This is a genomic window from Kitasatospora sp. NPDC059747 (assembly GCF_042732955.1).
Lineage (GTDB): Bacteria > Actinomycetota > Actinomycetes > Streptomycetales > Streptomycetaceae > Kitasatospora.
This window is the reverse complement of the sequence record NZ_JBHWGV010000087.1, coordinates 1-23,204: the sequence shown is the minus strand read 5'-3', so window position 1 is coordinate 23,204 and position 23,204 is coordinate 1. Positions and strand designations below refer to the sequence as shown.

13 protein-coding genes and 1 rRNA gene are annotated in these 23,204 nt (G+C 73.6%); 3 read left to right on the top strand and 11 right to left on the bottom strand.

What is annotated here, in order from left to right:
* Nucleotides 1-48: 48 nt before the first annotated feature.
* Complete coding sequence (locus tag ACFV4G_RS30770) at nucleotides 49-4,779, top strand: ATP-dependent helicase (RefSeq protein WP_380445389.1); 4,731 nt, start codon at nucleotides 49-51, stop codon at nucleotides 4,777-4,779.
* 73 nt (nucleotides 4,780-4,852) lie between these two features.
* Here ACFV4G_RS30770 and ACFV4G_RS30765 read toward each other — a convergent pair whose 3' ends face one another.
* The 9 genes from ACFV4G_RS30765 to ACFV4G_RS30725 form a co-directional block, all read right to left on the bottom strand.
* Nucleotides 4,853-5,146 (bottom strand): hypothetical protein, encoded by a 294-nt coding sequence (locus ACFV4G_RS30765; protein WP_380445388.1) that lies wholly within the window; start codon nucleotides 5,144-5,146, stop codon nucleotides 4,853-4,855.
* A 69-nt stretch (nucleotides 5,147-5,215) separates the two neighbouring features.
* Nucleotides 5,216-5,584 carry a helix-turn-helix transcriptional regulator gene (locus tag ACFV4G_RS30760; protein ID WP_359964922.1) on the bottom strand — a complete coding sequence of 123 codons (369 nt, stop codon included), beginning with the start codon at nucleotides 5,582-5,584 and terminating at the stop codon, nucleotides 5,216-5,218.
* 335 nt (nucleotides 5,585-5,919) lie between these two features.
* Complete coding sequence (locus ACFV4G_RS30755) at nucleotides 5,920-6,426, bottom strand: CinA family protein (protein ID WP_380445387.1); 507 nt, start codon at nucleotides 6,424-6,426, stop codon at nucleotides 5,920-5,922.
* Nucleotides 6,427-6,440: 14 nt separating this feature from the next.
* Entirely contained in the window at nucleotides 6,441-7,079 is a 639-nt protein-coding gene (gene pgsA / locus ACFV4G_RS30750; RefSeq protein WP_380445386.1) for a CDP-diacylglycerol--glycerol-3-phosphate 3-phosphatidyltransferase, read from the bottom strand.
* Complete coding sequence (gene rimO, locus ACFV4G_RS30745) at nucleotides 7,076-8,569, bottom strand: 30S ribosomal protein S12 methylthiotransferase RimO (protein ID WP_380445385.1); 1,494 nt, start codon at nucleotides 8,567-8,569, stop codon at nucleotides 7,076-7,078. The genes pgsA and rimO overlap by 4 nt, the downstream gene beginning before the upstream one ends.
* 97 nt (nucleotides 8,570-8,666) lie before the next feature.
* A complete protein-coding gene (locus tag ACFV4G_RS30740; protein WP_329924323.1) occupies nucleotides 8,667-9,524 on the bottom strand; it encodes a RodZ domain-containing protein in 858 nt (285 codons plus the stop codon).
* Nucleotides 9,525-9,800: 276 nt separating this feature from the next.
* Entirely contained in the window at nucleotides 9,801-12,479 is a 2,679-nt protein-coding gene (locus ACFV4G_RS30735) for a DNA translocase FtsK (protein WP_380445384.1), read from the bottom strand.
* A gap of 154 nt (nucleotides 12,480-12,633) precedes the next feature.
* Entirely contained in the window at nucleotides 12,634-13,272 is a 639-nt protein-coding gene (locus ACFV4G_RS30730) for a response regulator (RefSeq protein WP_380445405.1), read from the bottom strand.
* A 351-nt stretch (nucleotides 13,273-13,623) separates the two neighbouring features.
* Nucleotides 13,624-18,141 carry a HAMP domain-containing protein gene (locus tag ACFV4G_RS30725; RefSeq protein WP_380445404.1) on the bottom strand — a complete coding sequence of 1,506 codons (4,518 nt, stop codon included), beginning with the start codon at nucleotides 18,139-18,141 and terminating at the stop codon, nucleotides 13,624-13,626.
* 575 nt (nucleotides 18,142-18,716) lie between these two features.
* Here ACFV4G_RS30725 and ACFV4G_RS30720 point away from each other — a divergent pair.
* Both ACFV4G_RS30720 and ACFV4G_RS30715 read left to right on the top strand, forming a co-directional pair.
* On the top strand, nucleotides 18,717-21,278 hold the full coding sequence (locus ACFV4G_RS30720; protein ID WP_380445383.1) for a SpoIIE family protein phosphatase: 2,562 nt from the start codon (nucleotides 18,717-18,719) through the stop codon (nucleotides 21,276-21,278).
* Nucleotides 21,279-21,651: 373 nt separating this feature from the next.
* Nucleotides 21,652-22,215: an acetate uptake transporter gene (locus tag ACFV4G_RS30715; protein WP_380445382.1), complete on the top strand. Its 564-nt coding sequence runs from the start codon at nucleotides 21,652-21,654 to the stop codon at nucleotides 22,213-22,215.
* Here ACFV4G_RS30715 and ACFV4G_RS30710 read toward each other — a convergent pair.
* Together ACFV4G_RS30710 and rrf are read right to left on the bottom strand one after the other, a co-directional pair.
* Nucleotides 22,208-23,056: a phosphatase PAP2 family protein gene (locus ACFV4G_RS30710; RefSeq protein WP_380445381.1), complete on the bottom strand. Its 849-nt coding sequence runs from the start codon at nucleotides 23,054-23,056 to the stop codon at nucleotides 22,208-22,210. The genes ACFV4G_RS30715 and ACFV4G_RS30710 overlap by 8 nt on opposite strands.
* A gap of 61 nt (nucleotides 23,057-23,117) precedes the next feature.
* Nucleotides 23,118-23,204, bottom strand: a 5S ribosomal RNA gene (gene rrf, locus ACFV4G_RS30705); the annotation flags it as partial.

Below are 23,204 nucleotides of genomic sequence, written 5' to 3'. Positions count from 1 at the left end.
TCCCCCGCCACCCGCCCGGTTGTCGGTCCCACCCGGCACCATGGGGGCATGGCGCCCCAGCAGCTGACCCCGCCGGCCGACCGGCCGGACGAACCGCAGGACGACCCGCTCGCCGGGTTCGCCCCCGCCACCCGGGCCTGGTTCACCGGCGCCTTCCCCGCGCCCACCACCGCCCAGGCCGAGGCCTGGCGCGCCATCGGACGGGGGACGGACGTCCTGGTGGTCGCCCCCACCGGCTCCGGCAAGACGCTCGCCGCGTTCCTCTCCGCCCTGGACCGGCTCAGCAGCACCCCGCCCCCGGCCGACACCAAGCGCCGCTGCCGGGTCCTGTACGTCTCGCCGCTCAAGGCCCTCGCCGTGGACGTCGAGCGCAACCTCCGCGCCCCGCTGACCGGGCTCCGCCAGGCCGCCGTCCGGCTCGGCGTGCCCGAACCGGACGTCCAGGTCGCCATCCGCTCCGGCGACACCCCCGCCGCCGACCGCCGCCGCTTCGCGACCCACCCGCCCGACATCCTGATCACCACCCCCGAGTCGCTCTTCCTGCTGCTCACCTCGGCCTCCCGGGAGGCGCTGCGCGGCATCGACACCGTGATCCTCGACGAGGTCCACGCGGTCGCCGGCACCAAGCGCGGCGCCCACCTCGCGCTCAGCCTGGAGCGCCTGGACGAGCTGCTGGACCGCCCGGCCCGCCGGATCGGCCTGTCCGCCACCGTGCGCCCGGTGGAGGAGGTGGCCCGCTTCCTCAGCCCGCAGCGCGGCGCCGCCGTCGTCCAGCCCGCCGCCGCCAAGGAGTTCGACCTCTCGGTCGTCGTGCCCGTCCCCGATCTGGACGACCTGCCCGCCGCCCCCGCCACCGGCGGCTCCTCCGACAGCGATCCACAGCGCCAGAGCTCGATCTGGCCGCACGTCGAGGAGCGGATCGTCGACCTCGTCCAGGCGCACCGCTCGACGATCGTCTTCGCCAACTCCCGCCGCCTCGCCGAGCGCCTGTGCAACCGGCTGAACGAGATCGCCCACGAGCGCGCCACCGGCGCCGCCGCCCCCGAGGCACACGCCCCCGCCCAGCTGATGGGCGGCTCCGGCGCGGCCAGGGGCGTCCCGCCGGTCCTCGCCCGGGCCCACCACGGCTCGGTCTCCAAGGAGCAGCGGTCCCTGGTCGAGGAGGAGCTGAAGGCCGGCCGGCTGCCCGCCGTGGTCGCCACCTCCAGCCTGGAGCTGGGCATCGACATGGGCGCCGTCGAACTGGTCGTCCAGGTCGAGTCCCCGCCCTCGGTGGCCTCCGGCCTCCAGCGGGTCGGCCGGGCCGGCCACCAGGTCGGCGCCGTCTCCACCGGCGTCTTCTTCCCCAAGTACCGCGGGGACCTCGTCCAGTCCGCCGTGGTCACCGAACGCATGCGGGCCGGCCGGATCGAGGCCCTGCGCGTCCCGCGCAACCCGCTGGACGTCCTCGCCCAGCAGCTCGTCGCCATGACGGCGCTGGACACCTGGCCGGTGGACGACCTGCTCACCGTGGTCCGCCGCGCCGCGCCGTTCGCCACCCTCCCGCAGTCCGCCTTCGACGCGGTGCTCGACATGCTCGCCGGCCGCTACCCCTCGGACGCCTTCGCCGAGCTGCGCCCCCGCCTGGTCTGGGACCGCGTCGCCGGCACCGTCACCGGCCGCCCCGGCGCCCAGCGCCTCGCCGTCACCTCCGGCGGCACCATCCCCGACCGCGGCCTGTTCGGCGTCTTCATCGCCGGGACGGACCCGAAGAAGGGCGGCGGCCGCGTCGGAGAGCTGGACGAGGAGATGGTCTACGAGTCCCGCGTGGGCGACGTCTTCACCCTCGGCACCACGTCCTGGCGGATCGAGGACATCACCCACGACAAGGTCCTCGTCACGCCCGCCCCCGGAATCCCCGGCCGGCTCCCGTTCTGGAAGGGCGACACCCTCGGCCGCCCGCTCGAACTCGGCCGCGCCCTCGGCGCGTTCACCCGCGAGCTGGGCGCACTCGCCCCCGCCGACGCCACCGAGCGCCTCAAGCGGGCCGGCCTCGACGACTGGGCCGCCGGGAACCTGCTCGACTACCTCGCCCAACAGCGCACCGCCTGCGGCCACCTCCCGGACGACCGCACGATCGTCGTCGAGCGCTTCCGCGACGAACTCGGCGACTGGCGGATCGTCATCCACTCCCCCTTCGGCGCCCAGGTGCACGCCCCCTGGGCCCTCGCCCTCGGCGCCCGGCTCCGCGAGAAGCACGGCCTCGACCCGCAGGTCATGCACGCCGACGACGGCATCGTGCTCCGCCTGCCCGACGCCGACCTGCTCGCTCCCGACTTCGACTTCGCCGGCCCGTCGCAGCGGTCCGCCCCGGACAGCGCCCCGGACGAGGCCCCGGTCGGCGCCGACGCCGCCCTCTTCGACCCCGGCGAGATCGAGCGGCTCGTCACCGACCAGGTCGGCGGCTCCGCCCTGTTCGCCTCCCGCTTCCGCGAGTGCGCCGGCCGCGCCCTGCTGCTCCCCCGGCGCAACCCCGGCCGCCGCACACCGCTCTGGCAGCAGCGCCAGCGCGCCGCCCAGCTCCTCGAAGTCGCCTCCGAGTACGGCTCGTTCCCGATCGTCCTGGAGGCCGTCCGCGAGTGCCTCCAGGACGTCTTCGACGTGCCCGGCCTGGTCGAGCTGATGGGCGACCTCGAATCCCGCGCCGTCCGCCTGGTCGAGGTCACCACCCCCGAGCCCTCCCCCTTCGCCCGCTCCCTGCTCTTCGGCTACGTCGCCCAGTTCCTCTACGAGGGCGACTCCCCGCTCGCCGAGCGCCGCGCCGCCGCCCTGTCGCTCGACTCCCGGCTGCTGTCCGAACTCCTCGGCCAGGCCGAACTGCGCGAACTGCTCGACCCGCAGGTGCTCGCCGAACTGGAGGCCGAGCTCCAGCGCCTCACCCCCGAGCGCCGGATCAAGGACGCCGAGGGCGTCGCCGACGCGCTGCGCCTGCTCGGCCCGCTCGCCGAGGCGGAGCTCGCCGCCCGCGGCGCCGAGCCGCTCTGGGCCCTGGAGCTGGAGGCCGCCCGCCGGGTCATCCAGGTCCGGATCGCCGGCGAGCAGCGCTGGGCCGCCGTCGAGGACGCCGGACGGCTGCGCGACGCCCTCGGCACCCCCCTGCCCGTCGGCGTCCCCGAAGCCTTCACCGAACCGGTCAAGGACCCCCTGGGCGACCTCCTCGCCCGGCACGCCCGCACCCACGGCCCGTTCACCGCCGCCGAGGCCGCCGCCCGCCTCGGCCTCGGCACCGCCGTCGTCACCGGCGTCCTGCGCCGCCTCACCGCCATCGGCCGCCTCGTCCAGGGCGAATTCAGGCCCGTCGAGGGCCACACCGCCACCGTCGAGTGGTGCGACGCCGAGGTCCTGCGCCGCCTGCGCCGCCGCTCCCTGGCCGCCCTGCGCCAGGAGGTCGAGCCCGTCCCGCCGCGCGCCCTGGCCGCCTTCCTCCCCCAGTGGCAGCACCTCGCCGGCCACCGGTTGCGCGGGCCGGACGGTCTGCTCCGGGTGGTCGAACAGCTCCAGGGCACCGCCCTGCCCGCCTCCGCCCTGGAGAAGCTGATCCTCCCGGCCCGCCTCGCCGACTACTCCCCCGGCCTGCTGGACGAACTGATGGCGGCCGGCGAGCTCGGCTGGTGCGGCGCCGGCGCCCTGCCCGGCAAGGACGGCTGGATCAGCCTCCACCTGGCCGAGAACGCCCACCTGCTGCGCCCCGAGCCCGTCCCGCCCGCCGTCACCCGGCTGCACGGCGCCCTGATGACCGCCCTCACCGGCGGCTACGGCCTGTTCTTCCGCCAGCTGGTCGAGCGGCTCCGCGCCGACGGCGACGAGACCCCCGAACCGGAGGTCGTCGAGGCCCTGTGGGACCTCGTCTGGGCCGGCTACGTCAGCAACGACACCCTCGCCCCGCTGCGCGCCCTGCTCGGCTCCGGCCGGACGGCGGGCGCCACCGCCCACCGCGCCCCCAGGGCCACCCCGCGCGGCCGCTACGGCGGGGCCGGCCGCGCCTTCGGCCGGGCCGGCGGCGCCCTGCGCAGCGGCCCGCCGACGGTGGCCGGCCGCTGGTCGCTGCTGCCCGCCCCGGCCGCCGACCCCACGGTCCGGGCCACCGCCCAGGCCCAGGCCCTGCTGGACCGCCACGGCCTGCTGACCCGGGGCACGGTGGCGGCCGAGCGGGTCCCGGGCGGCTTTGCCGGGGTGTACCGGGTGCTCGCCGCGATGGAGGAGCGCGGGCGCACCCGCCGCGGCTACTTCGTCGAGGGCCTCGGCGGCGCCCAGTTCGCGATGGAGGGCGCGGCCGACCGGCTGCGGTCGGTCAACGGCCGGCTGGAGCGCACCCGGGCCACCGAATGGCCGGCCGGCCCCGCCGCCGAGCCGCCGCAGGTGCTGGTGCTCGCCGCCGCCGACCCGGCGAACGCCTACGGCGCCGCGCTGCCCTGGCCCGAGCCCCCGGCCGCCCCCGGCGCCAAGGAGGCCGGGGCGCACCGGCCCGGCCGCAAGGCGGGCGCCCTGGTGGTGCTGGTGGACGGCGAGCTCGCCCTGTACGTCGAGCGCGGCGGCAAGTCCCTGCTGGCCTGGCCGGAGGACGGGGCCACCCGGGCGTCGGCGGCCGCCGCCCTGGCCGGTGCCGTCCGGGAGGGCGCGCTCGGCAGCGTCACGGTCGAACGGGCCAACGGCGAGCCCGCCCTCGGCTCGGAGCTCGGCGCGGCCCTGGAGGAGGCGGGCTTCCACGCCACTCCGCGCGGGCTGCGCCTGCGTCCGTGAACCCCGCGGGACCGGTGCCCGGGTACGCCGAAGGCCGCGGAGTCAACGACCCCGCGGCCTTCCCGCACGCTTCTCACCCGATCGGGGGCGTCGGCGCCTCCGTTCGGCCCACGGCCCCGCGGGCCCCGCGGCGGACCGGTCCGGTCGCGCTCCGGTCGGCGTGGACCGGGATCAGACCGAGCCCCCAGCCGCCGGCCGCGAGCAGGCCGAGCACCGCGCCGTCGGCCAGCTGCCCCCGGACCACCAGGAGCCACCAGACCAGCCCGGCCGACAGGACCACCAGGACCCAGCGGGCCGGCCACGGCACCAGGCGCCGCAGCAACGGCCGTATTCGGGCCACCGCGTGCGCCGTCGCGTCTCTCCGCACGACCGCCCTCCTTCGCTCGCCCCGGGCCCTGCCCTGCGTCGAGCAGGCGTGCCGGGAGTCGAGGCCGGATCAGGCGGCGACCACGTCCATCGCGGCGGCCTTGGGCGACATGGTCGCCCGGTCGGCGCCGGGGGCGGGCAGCGGTACCGGTTCGAGCACCGGCCTCAGCAGATCACCTTCGGAGAGGGTGGCCATCGCCGCAAGTTCGGCGAGCGACAGTTCGTCGCTGACCTCGCGCATGACCTCGGACATCCGGACGTCGAGCGCGTCGCAGATGGCGGAGAGCAGCTCGGACGAGGCCTCCTTCTGTCCCCGCTCGACCTCGGAGAGGTAACCGAGCGAAACCCTGGCGGCCGCCGACACCTCGCGGAGTGTGCGGCCCTGGCGCTGGCGCTGCCGACGCAGTACATCGCCCAGTAGGCGACGGAGCAGGATCATCGGTGCCTCCCTCCTCGGACTGCGGATCGAGATGTCACGCCCCCACCGTACCGCCTTGCCCGCTTCGCGTGCGGGGACCCTGGTCGTGTTCACTCTGGGCTGCAAGGCTGTCCCCCTCCTCGTTCCGGTGTCGTACCCGGGTCCGCGGGCCCCTCGTGGTACCCCTCGCGGGCCGCCCGGCCACCGTCACGCAACTCGTTCTCCACCTGGTTTCTGCCCAACCAGGCTGTCGGATGTAACACGATCCTGCGGCTCCACCGTCCCCGCACGCGACTTCGGGCGGATCCCGGTCGGCAGGGATCGGGACGGACGGGGTCCTGGGCCGTGCCTTCGGCTCAGGCCGGCAGCCGACCGGCGAGCAGCTCCAGCGCGGCGGTCACGGCCCCGTGACGGATTGTGGCACGCCCCCCGGACAGCCGGGGCGAACTGACCAGAGTTCCCCCCGGACCGGCGAGCGCCAGGTGTACGGTGCCCACCGGCTGCCCATCCTGCGGCTCCGGCCCGGCCACCCCGGTCGTCGCGAGCCCGTACGTCGCCCCCAGCAACCGCCGGACGCCCTCGGCCATCTGCCGGGCCACCACCGGGTGCACCGGCCCGTGGACGTCGAGCAGGCCCTCGTCCACCCCGAGCACCGAGGCCTTCAGCTCGGTCGCGTACGCCGTCACCGATCCCCGGAAGGTCGCGGACGCCCCGGGGACGTCGACCAGCGCGGCCGCCAGCAGCCCGCCGGTCAGCGACTCGGCGACGGCCACCGTGCTGCCCCCGCCGCGCAGCGCCGCGTGCACCCGCTCGGCCAGCGCGTAGTCCGCGGTCGTGTGCTCCGCAGTCCCGTGGTGCGTCACCAGGCCCCCCTCGTTCACCGGTCCGCGCGCTCCGCGGCCATTCCCTCGCGGCGCAGGCGCAGCGCCTGCCCGATGTAGTCCAGCGCGGTGCCGACGGTCAGCAGCACCGCCAGGCCCATCAGCACGGCCCGCGCGGTGGCGAGCCACCCGGTCAGCTCCAGCACGTACATGCCGACCGCGATGCCCTGGGCCAGGGTCTTGAGCTTGCCGCCCCGGCTGGCCGGGATGACGCCGTAGCGGATCACCCAGAAGCGCATCAGCGTGATGCCGAGCTCGCGGGCGAGGATCACCGCGGTGACCCACCAGGGCAGGTCGCCGAGGACCGACAGGCCGATCAGCGCCGAGCCCATGATCGCCTTGTCGGCGATCGGGTCGGCGATCTTGCCGAAGTCGGTGACCAGGCCCTTGCGCCGGGCGATCTCGCCGTCGAACAGGTCGGTGATCATCGCGATGGCGAAGGAGGCCCAGGCCACCGAGCGCCACTTGGGGTCGTGCCCGCCGTCGGCGAACAGCAGCGCCACGAAGACCGGCACCAGCAGCAGCCGGAGCATCGTGAGCATGTTGGCGATGTTCCAGACGGCCGGCGCCGGCGGCAGCGCGGCGGCCGGTCTGTCCGGATGGGCCGCGGGCGGGGCGCCGGGCCCCTTGGTCATTCCCCGGCTCCCGGGGCCTGCCGGACCCGCACCGGCTCCAGGGCCTCGGCGATCAGGTCGACGCCCTCGCTGGCCACCACCCTGGCCCGCCAGAACTGGCCGACCCGAGGGTCCTCGACGCCGGTGAGGGTGGTCAGACCGTCCGTCTCGGGGGCCTGGTGGGCGGCGCGGCCCTCGACCACGTCCTCCTCGACCGACTCGATCAGGACCTCGACCTCGGTACCGATCCGCTGCTCGGCGCGCTGCGCGGTCATCTCCTCGGCGAGCCGGCTGAGCCGGTCCAGCCGGTCGGCGATCACGTCCTCGGCGAGCTTGCCGTCGTAGGTCGCGGCCTCCGTGCCGTCCTCGTCCGAGTAGCCGAAGACGCCGATCGCGTCGAGCCCGGCGTGCGTGACGAAGCGCTCCAGCTCGGCGAAGTCCTCCTCGGTCTCACCGGGGAAGCCGACGATGAAGTTGGAGCGGGCGCCGGCCTGCGGGGCCTTGTCCCGGATGGTCTTCAGCAGCTCCAGGAACTGGTCGGTGGAGCCGAAGCGGCGCATCCGGCGCAGGACCGCCGGCGCCGAGTGCTGGAAGGACAGGTCGAAGTAGGGCAGGACGTCGGCGGTGCCGGTCATCGCGTCGATCAGGCCGGGGCGCATCTCGGCGGGCTGCAGGTAGGACACCCGGACGCGCTCGACGCCGTCGATCTCCGCGATCTCGCCGAGCAGCGTCTCCAGCAGGCGGATGTCGCCGAGGTCCTTGCCGTACGAGGTGTTGTTCTCGCTGACCAGGACGACCTCGCGGACGCCCTGCTCGGCCAGCCACTTGGCCTCGTTCAGGACGTCGGAGGGGCGGCGGGAGATGAACGAGCCGCGGAAGGCCGGGATGGCGCAGAAGGAGCAGCGGCGGTCGCAGCCGGAGGCGAGCTTGACCGAGGCGACCGGGCTGTCGTCCAGCCGCTTGCGCAGGGTGCGCGGGCCGGAGGCGGGCGCGAGGCCCTCGGGGAGGTCGTCGATCGGCTCGGCCGGGGTCTCGGCGGGCCCGTGGCCGGGCAGCGCGACGGTCTCGGCGGCGGACTGCCGCTCGGCCGGGCTGATCGGCAGCAGCTTGCGGCGGTCGCGCGGCAGGTGCGGGGCGTGGTGGCCGCCGGAGAGGATGGTCTGGAGGCGGTCGGAGATGTCGGCGTAGTCGTCGAAGCCGAGGACCCCGTCGGCCTCGGGCAGCGCGTCGGCGAGCTCCTTGCCGTAGCGCTCGGCCATGCAGCCGACCGCGACGACGGCCTGGGTGCGGCCGTGCCCCTTGAGGTCGTTGGCCTCCAGCAGGGCGTCGACGGAGTCCTTCTTGGCGGCCTCGACGAAGCCGCAGGTGTTGACGACGGCCACGTCGGCTTCGGCGGCGTCGTCGACCAGCGACCAGCCGTCGGCCTCCAGTCGCCCGGCGAGTTCCTCGGAGTCCACCTCGTTGCGGGCGCATCCGAGCGTGACAAGGGCGACAGTACGGCGTTCAGGCATAGGCCCAAGATTAACGCGCGGCTCCCGGTGCCGTTCGCCCCGGAGGCCGCGCGCCTCGATAACACGATCTTCTGCGGGCCCCGCCCGGTGCCGGTGGTCAGCCCGCCTGCGGGTCTCCGGGGGTGTACGTGACGTGCACCACCTGCCCGTCCTTGCCGAGCAGACCGAGGTCCTTGCCGTTGACGTACGCGTGCACGGCCCCGCCGTTGCCGAGCACCAGCTTGATCTGCTTGGGGTCGGTGAAGGTCTGGTCCTGGCCGTCGCTGATGTTGTTCTGGAACAGCGACTTGCCGTTCCCGTCTATGGCCGAGACCCAGCTGGTGCCCTCGGCGACCAGCTTCACGGTGACCTTGTCGGCCGGGACGGCCGCGATCGCCGCGGCGCTCGGCGCGGGGGCCGGGGGCTGCACGGAGGGCGAGGGCGCGGGGGCGATCGAGCCGGTGCCGGTGCCGCTGGGCAGCGGCGCGCTGGCCGAGCCGGTGCCGGTGTGGCCGCCCTTGCCGCTCACCAGGTTGAAGCCGATCAGGGCGACCACCGCGACGATCGCGGCGACCATGGCGGCGGTCCAGTTCGGCCGGCCGCGGGAGGGCACCTTGATCGGGCCGCTCTCGATCAGCTGGGTGGGCCGCTTGGAGGCCGGCGAGCCGCCGTGCGCGGCGTCGTAGCGGGCCACCAGGGCCTCGCCGTCCACGCCGACCTCGCGGGCGATCGCACGGATGTGCCCGCGGGCGTAGAAGTCGCCGCCGCAGCGGCCGAAATCGTCCTCCTCGATGGCATGCACGATCGGCACCCGGACGCGGGTCGCCGTACTCACCTGATCCACCGTGAGTCCGGCCTCCAGCCGGGCGGCGGACAGCACCCGGCCGATGCTCGGGGCATCGGCCGCCTGGACCGCGTCGCTCGGCTCTGCGGACGACGGGGCGTTCTCGCGGTCGGGGGACTTGCCGATGGTCACGGGGCACGCCTTTCGAGCGGATGGCCACCTGCTGGGGAACAGTCTAGGGGCGTGGACGGATCGATTCTCAAGCGGAACAGGCCCGAATGCGCGCACCCGCCCCGATCGGGGTGGGGCCCCGCAGACGGCCGGTCGGCGGGGTCACGCAGGGGGAGCACGGTGATCGCTTTCCGGCCAGTGACGCGGTGCGCGGACGTTCGGTTCCCGCCCTGGCGCCTACCCTCCTCCGAACGAGTGACACCTCGTCCGGGACACCCGCCTCCCGCGCCCGGTCCGTCAGCCGCGCAGGGTCACCAGCACCCCGTCGAGCTCGTCCGGCTTCACCAGCACGTCGCGCGCCTTGGAGCCCTCGCTCGGGCCGACGATCCCGCGTGACTCCATCAGGTCCATCAGCCGGCCCGCCTTGGCGAAGCCGACCCGGAGCTTGCGCTGGAGCATCGAGGTCGAGCCGAACTGGGTGGAGACCACCAGCTCCGCGGCCTGGATCAGCAGGTCGAGGTCGTCGCCGATCTCCTCGTCGATCTCCTTCTTCGGCCCGCCGCCGACCGCGACGTCGTCCCGGTAGCGGGCGGCCAACTGGTCCTTGCAGTGCTGCACCACCGCGGCGATCTCGGCCTCGGTGACGAACGCGCCCTGCATGCGGATCGGCTTGCCGGCGCCCATCGGCAGGAAGAGCGCGTCGCCCTTGCCGATCAGCTTCTCGGCGCCGGGCTGGTCCAGGATGACCCGGGAGTCGGCCATCGCGGAGGTCGCGAAGGCCAGCCGGGACGGCACGTTGGCCTTGATCAGACCGGTCACGACGTCCACCGAGGGCCGCTGGGTGGCGAGCACCAGGTGGATGCCGGCCGCGCGGGCCAGCTGGGTGATCCGGACCACCGAGTCCTCGACGTCGCGCGGGGCGACCATCATCAGGTCGGCCAGCTCGTCGACGATCACCAGCAGGTACGGGTACGGCGTCAGCTCGCGCTCGCTGCCGAGCGGCGGGGTGACCTTCCCGGCGCGCACCGCCGCGTTGAAGTCGTCGACGTGCCGGAAGCCGAACGCCGCGAGGTCGTCGTAGCGCATGTCCATCTCGCGCACCACCCACTGGAGGGCCTCGGCGGCCTTCTTGGGGTTGGTGATGATCGGTGTGATCAGGTGCGGGATGCCCTCGTAGGCGGTCAGCTCGACCCGCTTGGGGTCGACCAGCACCATCCGCACCTCGTCCGGGGTGGCCCGGGCGAGGATCGAGGTGATCAGGCAGTTGATGCAGGAGGACTTGCCCGCGCCGGTCGCCCCGGCCACCAGGATGTGCGGCATCTTCGCGAGGTTGGCCATCACGGTGTGGCCCTCGACGTCCTTGCCCATGCCGACGACCATCGGGTGGGTGTCCTCGGCGGCCGTGCGCGAGCGCAGCAGGTCGCCGAGGTTGACCATCTCGCGGTCCCGGTTGGGGATCTCGATGCCGACCGCGGACTTGCCCGGGATCGGGCTGATGATCCGCACGTCCGCGCTGGCCACCGCGTACGCGATGTTCTTGGCGAGCGCGGTGATCCGCTCCACCTTGACGGCCGGGCCGAGCTCGACCTCGTAGCGGGTGACCGTCGGGCCCCGGGTGAATCCGGTGACCTTGGCGTCCACCTTGAACTCGGCGAACGTGCTCGTGAGCTGGGCCACCACCTCGTCGTTGAGGGCGCTGCGGGGCTTGGCCGGGCCGCCGCGCTCCAGCAGGTCGAGCGGCGGCAGGCTGTAGGTGATGTCGCCGGAGAGCTGGAGCTGCTCCATCCGCACCGGGGCGCGGCCGTGCTCCTCGGGCGCGCCCGGGCCGCCGCCGCGGGCCGCCGGGACGAGGGCCTCCTCGGGCGGGGCGGTGCGGTCCTGCACCTGGTGCATCATGTCCGCCACCGCGGAGGAGGCGGGCACGCCGTAGACCAGCGCGCCGTCCAGGTCGGCGGCGGCGCCCGCGGCGAGGTTGCGGGTGGTGAACGGGTCGTCGACGTCCTTGTCGAACGAGACGGGCTCGGGGCCCGCCTCCGCGCCCTCGGGCTCCTCGGACTGCGGCTTGCGCCGGCGGCGGCGCCGACGGGCGGCCACCTCGTCGACCGTGTCCTCGGAGTCGACGCTGAACGGCAGCGCCGACGGGTCGGCGTCCTCCGGCGGATCCGTGGACAGTTCGCGCTCCGGCGCACGCCCCTCGCCGTACTCGTCCTCCGGCCCCGGCTCGACCACGCCGAGCCGCACGCCGGCGGAGCGCAACCGCTCGGGGATGCGGTTGACCGGGGTGGCGGTGACCACCAGCAGGCCGAAGAAGGCGAGCAGCAGGAGCAGCGGCACGGCGAGCGCCGGGCCCGCGGCGGCCATCATGGGCGTCGACGCGGCCCAGCCGATGATGCCGCCCGCCGCCCTTATCCGGGACGCGCCGCTGCCCATCGTGGGCGCCCCGCAGCCGATGTGGACCAGGCCGAGGACGCCGACCACCAGCGCGCTCAGGCCGATCACGATCCGCCCGTTGGCCTCCGGCAGCTCCGGGTGGCGCCAGAGCCGGATCGCGATCCCGACCAGCAGGAACGGCACCAGCACGTCGAGCCGCCCGAACAGCCCGGACACCACGGCGGTGGCCGCCTCGCCGAGCCAGCCCTGCGGGCTGAACCAGGTCCCCGCGGCCGTCACCAGGCCGAGCGCGAACAGCACGAGGCCCAGCCCGTCCTTGCGGTGGGCCGGGTGGAGGTTCTTGGCACCGTCGCCGACGCCCCGGAAGATCGCGGCGATCGGGCTCGCGAGCCCGTTGAGGGCGCGCAGGAGTATCGACCTGTTCGGCGGCGGTGGCGGGGCCGACCTGGCCGCCGTCTTCTTCGCGGGTGCCTTGCGGGGCGCCGCCTTCTTCGCCGGCGGTTTGCCCGGAGTCCTCGCCGCGGCCTTCTTGGACGGTCCCGGACTCGTCTTACGTGCTGCGTTTCCGGGCGTACGAGTGGCCATGGGTCAGCAGCCTACCGGTGCGGGCCACCGGTGCACATGTGGCGAGCCGGGGCGCCCCGACGTGTCGCAGACACTCCGTCACGCTGACCGGAATTCACCCGGACGCCCGCGCGCTCCACCCGGTCGGGCCGGCCGGCGCGGCTCCTGCGTACCCCTACGAGCTGCCCGGGCGCAGCGCGTCCAGGGCCCGGCGCAGCCCGGCCAGCTTCCGCTCCAGGTGCGCCGCGGTGGCGGCCACCCCCGAGTCGGCGCTGCCGTCCAGCTGCTTGCCCAGCGCCTCCGCCTGCTCCTCGACCGCCGCCAGCCGCGCGGACAGCTCGCCGAGCAGCGCCCCGCCGAGGGCCGGCTCTCCGCCGCCCGCCTCCAGCTCCAGCCGCAGCAGCGCGGCCTGCTCCTTCAGCTGGCAGTTCTTCACGTACAGGTCGACGAAGACGGAGACCTTGGCGCGCAGCACCCACGGGTCGAACGGCTTGGAGATGTAGTCGACCGCGCCGGCCGCGTAGCCGCGGAAGGTGTGGTGCGGGCCGTGGTTGATCGCGGTGAGGAAGATGATCGGGATGTCCCGGGTGCGCTCGCGGCGCTTGATGTGGGCGGCGGTCTCGAAGCCGTCCATGCCCGGCATCTGGACGTCCAGCAGGATCACGGCGAAGTCGTCGGTCAGCAGCGCCTTGAGCGCCTCCTCGCCGGACGCCGCGCGCACCAGCGTCTGGTCGAGCGCCGACAGGATCGCCTCCAGTGCCAGCAGGTTCTCCGGCCGGTCGTCGACCAGGAGGATCTTCGCCTTCTGCATCAGGGCCCGCCCTCCTGTCGCCTGCCTGCCCGGTGAGGGCACTCGCGTACTGCCCACCGCTACCCCGGTCATGCTAGCCGCACCCCCTCGCCCGGCACATCGCTCCGTCGCGACCCGGCTGCGTCGGACCCGATCGGGACCGGTGCACGGCCGGTGCTCCGGCGCACGCTCAGCAGTGTGTCGCCGTCCGGTCACTGTTCGCAACGATCGGTGACCCTACCGGGTTCCCGGCCCTCCCCGCCAGCAAACCGATCTCCGGCCCGGCGTACGCCCCGGAGTCCGCCTCCCGGTGCGCGCCCCGCCGGCGGCCCGTCGCCCAAGTCCCGCTTGGGAAACGGGACCTGGGGTACGCGCTCAGGGCCGGTCGGGCCGCAGCCACTCGTGCATCACCGCCAGCAGGTGGTCGGTCTCCACCGGCTTGGTGATGTGGTCGGTGGCGCCCGCCGCGAGGGACTTCTCGCGGTCGCCCTTCATCGCCTTGGCGGTCAGCGCGATGATCGGCAGGCCGGCGAACTGGGGCATCCGGCGGATCGCCTCGGTGGTCGCGTAGCCGTCCATCTCCGGCATCATGATGTCCATCAGGACCAGCGCGACGTGCTCGTGCTGCTCCAGCATCTCGATGCCCTCGCGCCCGTTCTCGGCGTACAGGACGGTCAGGCCGTGCTGTTCCAGGACGCTGGTGAGGGCGAACACGTTGCGGACGTCGTCGTCGACGATCAGCACCTGCTGGCCGCCGAAGCGCGCGTCGGTGCGGCCGGGGCGCAGCGGGACCGGCTCCACCGGGCGGCCCCCGGCGGGGAGGTCCAGGGCGGCGGTGCGACGGCGCTCCACGGCGCCGCGGCGGCGCTCCTCGGCGAGTTCGCGGACCTCCTGGGCCCAGTGATCGGCCGGGTTCTCGCCCACCGGGACGGGAACGCCCACCGGGGTCACGCCGACGGTGGCGCGCAGCACCGGGGTGTTGGGCACGGCCGCCACGGCGGCGCGCTCGGTGGGCGGGGTGTCCGAGGACTCGGTGCGCAGCGGCAGGTAGAGCGTGAAGGTCGAGCCCCTGCCGAGCTCGCTCTCGACGTGGATCTCACCGCCGAGCAGCCGGGCGATCTCCCGGCTGATCGAGAGGCCCAGGCCCGTTCCGGCGTACTTGCGGCTGATGCCGCCGTCGGCCTGCTTGAAGGCCTCGAAGATCTCCCGCAGCTTGTTGCCGGGGATGCCGATGCCGGTGTCGGAGACGGCGAAGGCGATCAGCGGGTCGTCCGGGTCCTTGATCGAGCCGGACTCCAGCAGCTGCTCGCGGACGTGCTGGGGCACGTCCGGCCCGGCCGGGCTGATCGAGAAGTCGACGGCGCCCGCGTCGGTGAACTTGACCGCGTTGGAGATCAGGTTGCGCAGCACCTGCTGGAGCCGCTGCTCGTCGGTGTGCAGGGTGACCGGCAGCGCGGGCGAGACCCGGACGGCGAAGTCCAGGTTCTTGTCCAGCGCGACCGGCTGGAAGGTGGCCTCGACGTAGTCGACCAGCTGGACCAGGGCGATCCGGCTCGGGCGGACGTCCATCTTGCCGGCCTCGACCTTGGACAGGTCGAGGATGTCGTTGATCAGCTGGAGCAGGTCGGAGCCGGCGCCGTGGATGGTGTCGGCGAACTCGACCTGCTTGGGCGAGAGGTTGCCCTCGTTGTTGTCGGAGAGCAGCTTGGCCAGGATCAGCAGCGAGTTGAGCGGGGTGCGCAGCTCGTGCGACATGTTGGCGAGGAACTCGCTCTTGTAGCGGGAGGCCAGGGCGAGCTGTTCGGCGCGCTCCTCCAGGACCTGGCGGGCCTCCTCGATCTCGCTGTTCTTGATCTCGATGTCGCGGTTCTGCTGGGCGAGTTGCTCGGCCTTCTCCTGCAACTCCTCGTTGGTGCGCTCCAGTTCCTCCTGGCGGGCCTCCAACTCGGCCGAACGCATGGAGAGTTCCGCGGTGAGCCGCTGGGACTCCAGCAGCAGGCCCTCGGTCTTGGTGTTGACGCTGATGGTGTTGACGGTGACGCCGATCAGGTCGGCGATCTGGTTGAGGAAGTCGAGGGCGACGGTCGTGAACGAGCTGAAGGTGGCGAGTTCGATCACGCCGAGCAGCCGGCCCTCGAACAGCACCGGCAGCACCACGATGTGGGCCGGCGAGGCCTCGCCGAGGCCCGAGGCGATCTTGAGGTACCCGGGCGGCGCCTCCTTGAGGATGATCGCCCGCTTCTCCACCGCGGCCTGGCCGATCAGCGACTCGCCGGGGCGGAAGGTGGTCGGCATCGCGCGCCGCTGGTAGCCGTAGCTGCCGATCAGGCGCAGCACGGTGTCGTTCTCGTCGTCGTCCTCGGTAATCAGCTCGGCGGTGCGGCCGGCCGGCTGGGCGAGGAAGAACGCGCCGTGCTGGGCGGAGACCACCGGGGTGAGCTCGGTCATGATCAGCGAGGCGACCGCCTCCAGGTCCCGGCGGCCCTGGAGCAGGCCGGAGATCCGGGCCAGGTTGGTCTTGAGCCAGTCCTGCTCCTGGTTGGTGCGGGTGGTCTCGCGCAGGTTGGCGATCATCTGGTTGATGTTGTCCTTGAGCTCGTCGAGCTCCCCCGCGGCGTCGACGTCGATCCGCAGGCTCAGGTCGCCCCTGGTCACGGCGGTGGCGACCTGCGCGATCGCGCGCACCTGCCGGGTCAGGTTGTTGGCCAGCTCGTTCACCGACTCGGTGAGGTCCTGCCAGGTGCCGTCCACCCCGGGCACCCGGGCCTGGCCGCCGAGGCGGCCGTCGGTGCCCACCTCGCGGGCGACGCGGGTGACCTCGTCGGCGAACGCGGACAGCTGGTCGACCATCGTGTTGATGCTGGTCTTGAGCTGGAGGATCTCGCCGCGCGCGTCGACGTCGATCTTCTGCGACAGGTCGCCGCGGGCCACCGCCGTGATCACCAGCGCGATGTTGCGGACCTGGCCGGTGAGGTTGTTGGCCATCAGGTTGACGTTGTCGGTCAGGTCCTTCCAGATGCCGGCCACGCCGGGCACGCTCGCCTGGCCGCCCAGGGTGCCGTCGGTGCCGACCTCGCGGGCGACCCTGGTCACCTCGACGGCGAAGGACGAGAGCTGGTCGACCATCGTGTTCAGCGTCCCGGCGAGCGTCGCGATCTCGCCCTGCGCGTCGATGGTGATCTTCTTCGAGAGGTCGCCGCGGGCCACCGCCGAGGCGACCTCGGCGATGTTGCGCACCTGCCCGGTCAGGTTGGACGCCATGAAGTTGACGTTGTCGGTCAGGTCCTTCCAGATGCCCGACACCCCCCGCACCCGGGCCTGGCCGCCCAGGATCCCCTCGGTGCCCACCTCGCGGGCGACGCGGGTCACCTCGTCGGCGAACGCCGACAGCTGGTCCACCATCGTGTTGACGGTCGTCACCAGCTCCAGGATCTCGCCCCGGGCGTCGACGGTGATCTTCTTCGAGACGTCGCCGCGCGCGACCGCCGTGGTCACCTCGGCGATGTTGCGGACCTGGCTGGTCAGGTTGTTGGCCATCAGGTTGACGGAGTTGGTCAGGTCCTTCCAGGTCCCGGACACCCCCGGCACGCTCGCCTGGCCGCCGAGGATGCCCTCGGTGCCGACGTCCCGAGCCACCCGGGTCACCTCGTCCGCGAACGCCGAGAGCTGGTCCACCATCGTGTTGATGGTGTTCTTCAGCTCCAGGATCTCCCCGCGCGCGTCCACCTGGATCTTCTGCGACAGGTCGCCCTTGGCGACCGCGGTCGTCACCTGGGCGATGTTGCGCACCTGATCGGTGAGGTTGTTCGCCATGAAGTTGACGTTGTCGGTCAGGTCGCGCCACACGCCCGCCGCGCCCGGCACCTGCGCCTGACCGCCGAGGCGGCCCTCGGTGCCCACCTGGCGGGCCACCCTGGTCACCTGCTCGGCGAACCCGGACAGCTGGTCCACCATCGTGTTGATGGTGTTCTTCAGCTCCAGCATCTCGCCGCGCGCGTCCACCTCGATCTTCTGCGAGAGGTCCCCGCGCGCCACCGCCGTCGTCACCTGGGCGATGTTCCGCACCTGGCCGGTCAGGTTGTCGGCCATGAAGTTCACCGAGTCGGTCAGGTCCCGCCAGACCCCGGCCACGCCCGGCACCTGCGCCTGACCGCCGAGGCGGCCCTCGGTCCCGACGTCCCGGGCGACCCTCGTCACCTGCGCCGCGAAGCCGTTGAGCTGGTCCACCATCGTGTTGACGGTGTTCTTCAGCTCCAGCATCTCGCCGGCCACCTCGACGGTGACCTTGCGGGACAGGTCGCCCTTGGCCACCGCCGTCGTCACCTGGGCGATGTTGCGCACCTGGGCCGTCAGGCGCCCGGCCATCGTGTTGACCGAGTCCGCCAGGTCCTTCCAACTGCCCGACACGCTGCGGACCTTGGCCTGACCGCCCAGCTTGCCCTCGGTACCGACCTCGCGGGCCACCCGGGTCACCTCGTCGGTGAACTCCGAGAGCTGGTCCACCAGTCCGTTGACCGTCCGCCCGATCTTCAGGTACTCGCCGCGCAGCGGGTGGCTCACCCCGTTGCTGTGCAGCGAGCGCAGCTCCATCTTCTGGTCCAGGTCACCCTCGGCGATCGAGGTCAGCACCCGGCCCACCTCGGCCATCGGACGGGCCAGGTCGTCGATCAGCGCGTTGCAGTTGTCGACCGCCGCCATCCAGGCGCCCTCGCCCGCACCGGTCTCCAGCCGCTCGTTCAGCCGGCCCTCGCGGCCCACCGCCCGCCGCACCCGGGCCAGTTCACCGGTCAGGTGCTGGTTGCGCTCGGCCACCTCGTTGAACACCGCGGCGATCTCCGCCAGCGGCCCGTCCCCCGGCACCGTCAGCCGGCGCCGGAAGTTGCCGTCGCGCATCGCCGTCAGCGCCGACAGCAGCTTGCGCAGCTCCGCCGGTTCCGCGCCCCGGCCGTGGTTCGCTCGCCGGCCGGCCGCGCTCCGCGGCGCGGCCCCGGGGCGAGCACCGCGCTGGGCGGCCTGCGTCGTACCGGTTGCGTCCTTGGTGGCCGAACTCAACGGGCCCCTCCCACGTCGTGAACTGTCCGGTGGCCCTCCGCGCCCCGGCGGACCGGGGCCCGGGCACCGCCCCGGCTTGGGCTGCGCACCGGCCGCACCTCACGACGCACCGGCACCCGCGTCGACCGTACTGTCCCGACCGACCGTCGCGGACCCCCCAGTCTGGCAGCACCGGCCCCGGGTATACGGCCGGTTGCACACGGTTGTTACCGCCTCTCCCGAAACGCGTGGGCAGAATCACCCTCTGGTGCCCGTTTCGACGCCCCGCCCCCACGGGGAACCAAGCGGAAAGTAGGGTGGAGCGCTGCACCGGGCCACGACCCGTCCCAGCGCCGCCGCCCACCCGCCGGCGCGTACCGGGAGACGGCGCCGCACCCGGACAGCCAGGGCAAGAGCAGCAGAGGAGAAGTGGCAACGTGGTCACCGCGCGCGCAGCCGCCACCTTCGACCCCGACGGCAGGTCCGCGGCCGCCGCCCGGGGCTTCGTCCGGGACGCGCTGCTCGGCTGGGGGCTGCCGGAGGTCGTCGACGACGCCGTCGTCCTGGTCAGCGAACTCGTCACCAACGCCGTCGTGCACGCCGGCACCGCCGCCGAGGTCGGCTGCCTGCGCGAGGAGGGCACCGTCCGGATCGAGGTCACCGACCACCACCCGGAACGCGGCCTGCCCGCCTTCACCGACGGCCCCGTCACCTCCTCCGACCGCTACGCCGACCCCGACGGCGAGGGCGGCCGCGGCCTGCTGATGTGCTCCGCCCTCGCCGAACGCTGGGGCGTCGAGTACGCGGCCGGCCGCAAGACCGTCTGGTTCCGCCTCGCCCTGCCGGTCCCCGTCGCCGGCACCCGCTACGCCGTCCCCGCCACCCCCGGCAGCGACCTGCCCAGCGGCCCCGGCCCGGTGCACGTCGCCGTCGTCCAGCTCGACGACGACGGCCGCGTCCTCGCCTGGAACCCGGACGCCGAAGCCCTCTTCCGGCACCCCGCCGACAGCGTCCTCGGCCGCCCGTGGGCCGACCTCGCCGTCTGGCCCGACACCCCCGCCCGCGGCCTCGGCCTCGCCGAGACCCTGCGCCTCGCGCGCTGGGAGGGCGGCTTCGCCGTCCGCCGCGCCGACGGCCGCACCGAGGAGGTGTACGGCGTCCAGGTCCGCGTCCGCGACACCGAGGGCGTCCCCTCCACACTCTGCCTGCTCGTCCTCGAACCCGACCGCGCCGTCCTGCGCTCCCCCGCCCGCGCCCTGCCCGGCGACCGCACCGACCCGGCCGGCCCCCGGCTCGACCTGCTGGCCGGCCCGGTCGCCACCGACGACCTCGACACCCTGCTCCAGCGCACCGTCGAACGCGCCCGCGACCTGCTCGACGCCGACGCCGCCTACCTGCTCCTCACCACCGAGGACGAGACCGAGTTCGAGGTCCGCGCCGCCACCGGCCTCACCACCGGACACCGCCGCCACACCCGCTTCCCGGTCGGACACGGCAACCGCTACGACTCCGCCCGGCTGCCCACCGTCCACGACGACCTGATCGCCCGTCCGGCCGGACCGGCCCTCCTCGACGGCAGCGGCATGCGTTCCCTGGTCACCGTCCCGCTCAAGGTCGAGGGCCGGCTGATCGGCTCCCTCGGCATCGCCACCGCCGCCCCCGGCCGCTACGACAACGAGGACGCGCTGCGCCTGCAGTTCGCCGCCGACCGGGTCGCCCTCGCCGTCGAGAGCACCCGCCTCACCGAGCTCGAACGACTGCGCCGCGGCTCGCTCTCCTTCCTCGTCGAAGCCTCCGACCTGCTCGCCGGCACCCTCGAACACGAGCAGACCCTCGCCCTGATGGCCCAGATGGCCGTCCCCACCCTCGCCTCCTGGTGCGCCGTCTACACCAAGGGCGACCACGGCGCCGCGCCCAACCTCGCCTTCGTCCTGCACGAGGACGAGGACCGCATCGACGCGTTGCGCGGCCTGCTCGACAAGACCCCCGCGCCCGACCCCGGTCCCGCCCACAGCGCCCGGTTCTGGCCCGCACCCACCGAGACCGCCGCCGCCGGCGGACTCACCGACAGCCCCGAACTCGCGGGCGTGCTCGGCGAGACCGTCGTCCTGCCGCTCACCGCCCGCAACCGCGTCATCGGCCTGCTCGCCCTCGGCACCCCGGCCGGCGTCCGCTTCCGCCAGGAGATCCTCGAACTCGCCGAGGACCTCTCCCGCCGGGCCGCCCTCGCCCTCGACAACTCCCGCCTCTACTCCGAGCGCACCGCGACCAGCCAGGCCCTCCAGCGCAGTCTCCTGCCGCCCGACCTGCCCGAGATCCCCGGCGTCGAGGTGGACGTGTACTACCAGGCCGCCGGCGAGGGGAACGAGGTCGGCGGCGACTTCTACGACCTGTTCACCATCCGCGAGGGCACGTACGGCTTCGCCATCGGCGACGTCTGCGGCACCGGCCCCGAGGCCGCCTCCGTCACCGGCCTGGCCCGCCACTCGCTGCGCCTGCTCGCCCGTGAGGGCCTGGACGCCCCGCAGGTCCTCACCCGGCTCAACGCGGCCATCCTGGACGAGGGTTCGCGCAGCCGCTTCCTCACCCTGCTCTACGGCGAACTGACGCCCCGACCGGACGGCAGCACCGAACTGTCCCTGGTCTGCGCCGGCCACCCGCTGCCGCTGCGGCTGCGCACCGACGGCCAGGTCGACCGCGCCGCCACCCCGCAGCCCCTGCTCGGCGTCATGGACGACCTCGACCTCACCGCCGAGCACCTCGTGCTCGCCCCGGGCGAGGTCCTGCTCTGCGTCACCGACGGCGTCACCGAACGCCGCGAGGGCCGCCGGATGTTGGGCGACGACGGCCTCGCCGAGGTCCTCACCGGCTGCACCGGCCTCACCGCCGGGGCCGTCGCCATGCGCGTGCAGCGCGCGGTCGAGCGCTTCGCCCCGGAGCCGCCGTCCGACGACATGGCGATCCTGACGCTGCGGGTGCCAGCCCAGCGCACGAGCTGAGCGCGACGCACCCGTGCCGATCGGGTCGGCGCCGGGGCGGACCCGCCGGACCGCCGCCACTGAGCAGATCTGCCACGGCCGGACCCGCCCGGCGGCCGATCGTGAGCGTTCCACAGCTGACGGCGCCACAAATTGTGCGATTCACAAGGGTACAAGCCTGGTCGGCCCGGGTACACCGACCTCAGCGGGGACTTCCCCCCACCCCTCGGCCCGGAACATTCGGCCCTCGGCCCACCACCTCTGACCGCAGCCCGCGCACGCTCCTGCCGTGCGCCCTCGGCGCGGTCGCGCGCACCTTCTCGCAACCACTCCTTCGGACCACTCCACTGCGTTGACTGCGCCCTGCGCGCGCCCAGAGTGAAAGGAGCCTCCGGTGAGCAACGACGCCTCCGGGGCAACGAACGCCCGTCCCACCGGAGCCGACGCGGGTAACCTCGGCTACCTCGCACTCGGCCTCACACTTCTCGCCTACGGCCTGCTCTCGACCGGAATCCTCAAGGGCACCGGCGCCGGGGACGCGGCCCACCTCGCCCACGTCGTCGGCGGCATCACCCTGTTCGTCGCGGGCCTCTGGCAGCTCCGCGGCGGCGAGGGCTTCACCGGCACCGCGTTCACCAGCCTCGGCGCCTTCTGGGCGACCTGGTCGGTGGCCGGCGGCGCGAGCAAGAACGCCGCCGGGCTGTTCCTGCTGCTGTGGGCCCTGCTCGCCCTCACCCTCACCGCGGCGAGCTGGGGCGCGGGCCTGTACAGCCGGGCCGTCTACGGCCTGCTGACGCTGTCCCTGCTGGTCGCCGCCATCGGTGCGTTCGGCGGCCACGGCAGCCTCACCAAGCTCGCGGGCTGGGTCGCGGCGCTCTCCGGGCTCATCGCCTGGTACGGGGCCACGGCCAGGCTGAGCAACGGCAAGTGGGGTCGGATCGCGCTGCCGCTCAAGTGACCTGCCCGGTCCGCGAACCGGACCCGCTGCGGGGCCGGTCCTCCGTCTCGTCGACGGAGGGCCGGCCCCGCCGGCGTGCCGTCAGCGCCAGGACGGCGTAGGCGAAGAGCAGGATCGTCACGGCGACGATGCCGTCCGCCCAGAAGTGGTTGGCGGTCACGACGACCACGGCGACCGTCAGGACGGGGTGCAGCACCATCAGCCAGCGCAACGGGCTCCGCGCCACCCGGATCACCGCGACCGCCGCCAGCACGCACCACGCCACGTGCACCGACGGCATCGCGGACAGCTGGTCCGCCACCACCACGCCGCCGACCGCGCCGCCGTACACGGACTGCCCGTACTGCGCGGCCACGTCGACGAAGCCGTTCTCCGGCAGCATCCGCGGCGGTGCCACCGGGATGAACTGGACCAGGAGGCAGACCGCCGTCGTGATCACCACGGTGTTCCGCACCCACGCGTACCGCTCGCGGTGCCGCAGGAACACCCAGAGCAGCACCACCAGCATGACGCCGAAGTGCATGACCGCGTAGTAGTAGTTCGCCAGCCGCACCAGCACCGGGTACGGCGTGATCGCGGCCTGCCACGACGCCTCGTCCGGCAGCCCGACCGCCAGCTCCGTCCGGTGGATCCACTCCGCCCGGTCCAGCGCGTGGTCCGCGCTCATCACCGACAGGTGCCCCACCAGCTGCCACAGCGCGAACAGGGCGAGCAGGGTGCCGGCCTCACGCAGGAGCGCCGACAAGGACGGCTTCCGGACCCTTGCGGCGACGTACGCGCCGCCGTAGAGAACAACGGCGGTGCCCCCGGCGGACTGCCAGGTCAGGGTCAGGTTCTGCATTCGCAGAGGGTAACGCAAAAAAACCCACTCCCGATCGGGAGTGGGTCTTTTTGGAATGATTGTTCGGCGGCGTCCTACTCTCCCACAGGGTCCCCCCTGCAGTACCATCGGCGCTGTGAGGCTTAGCTTCCGGGTTCGGAATGTAACC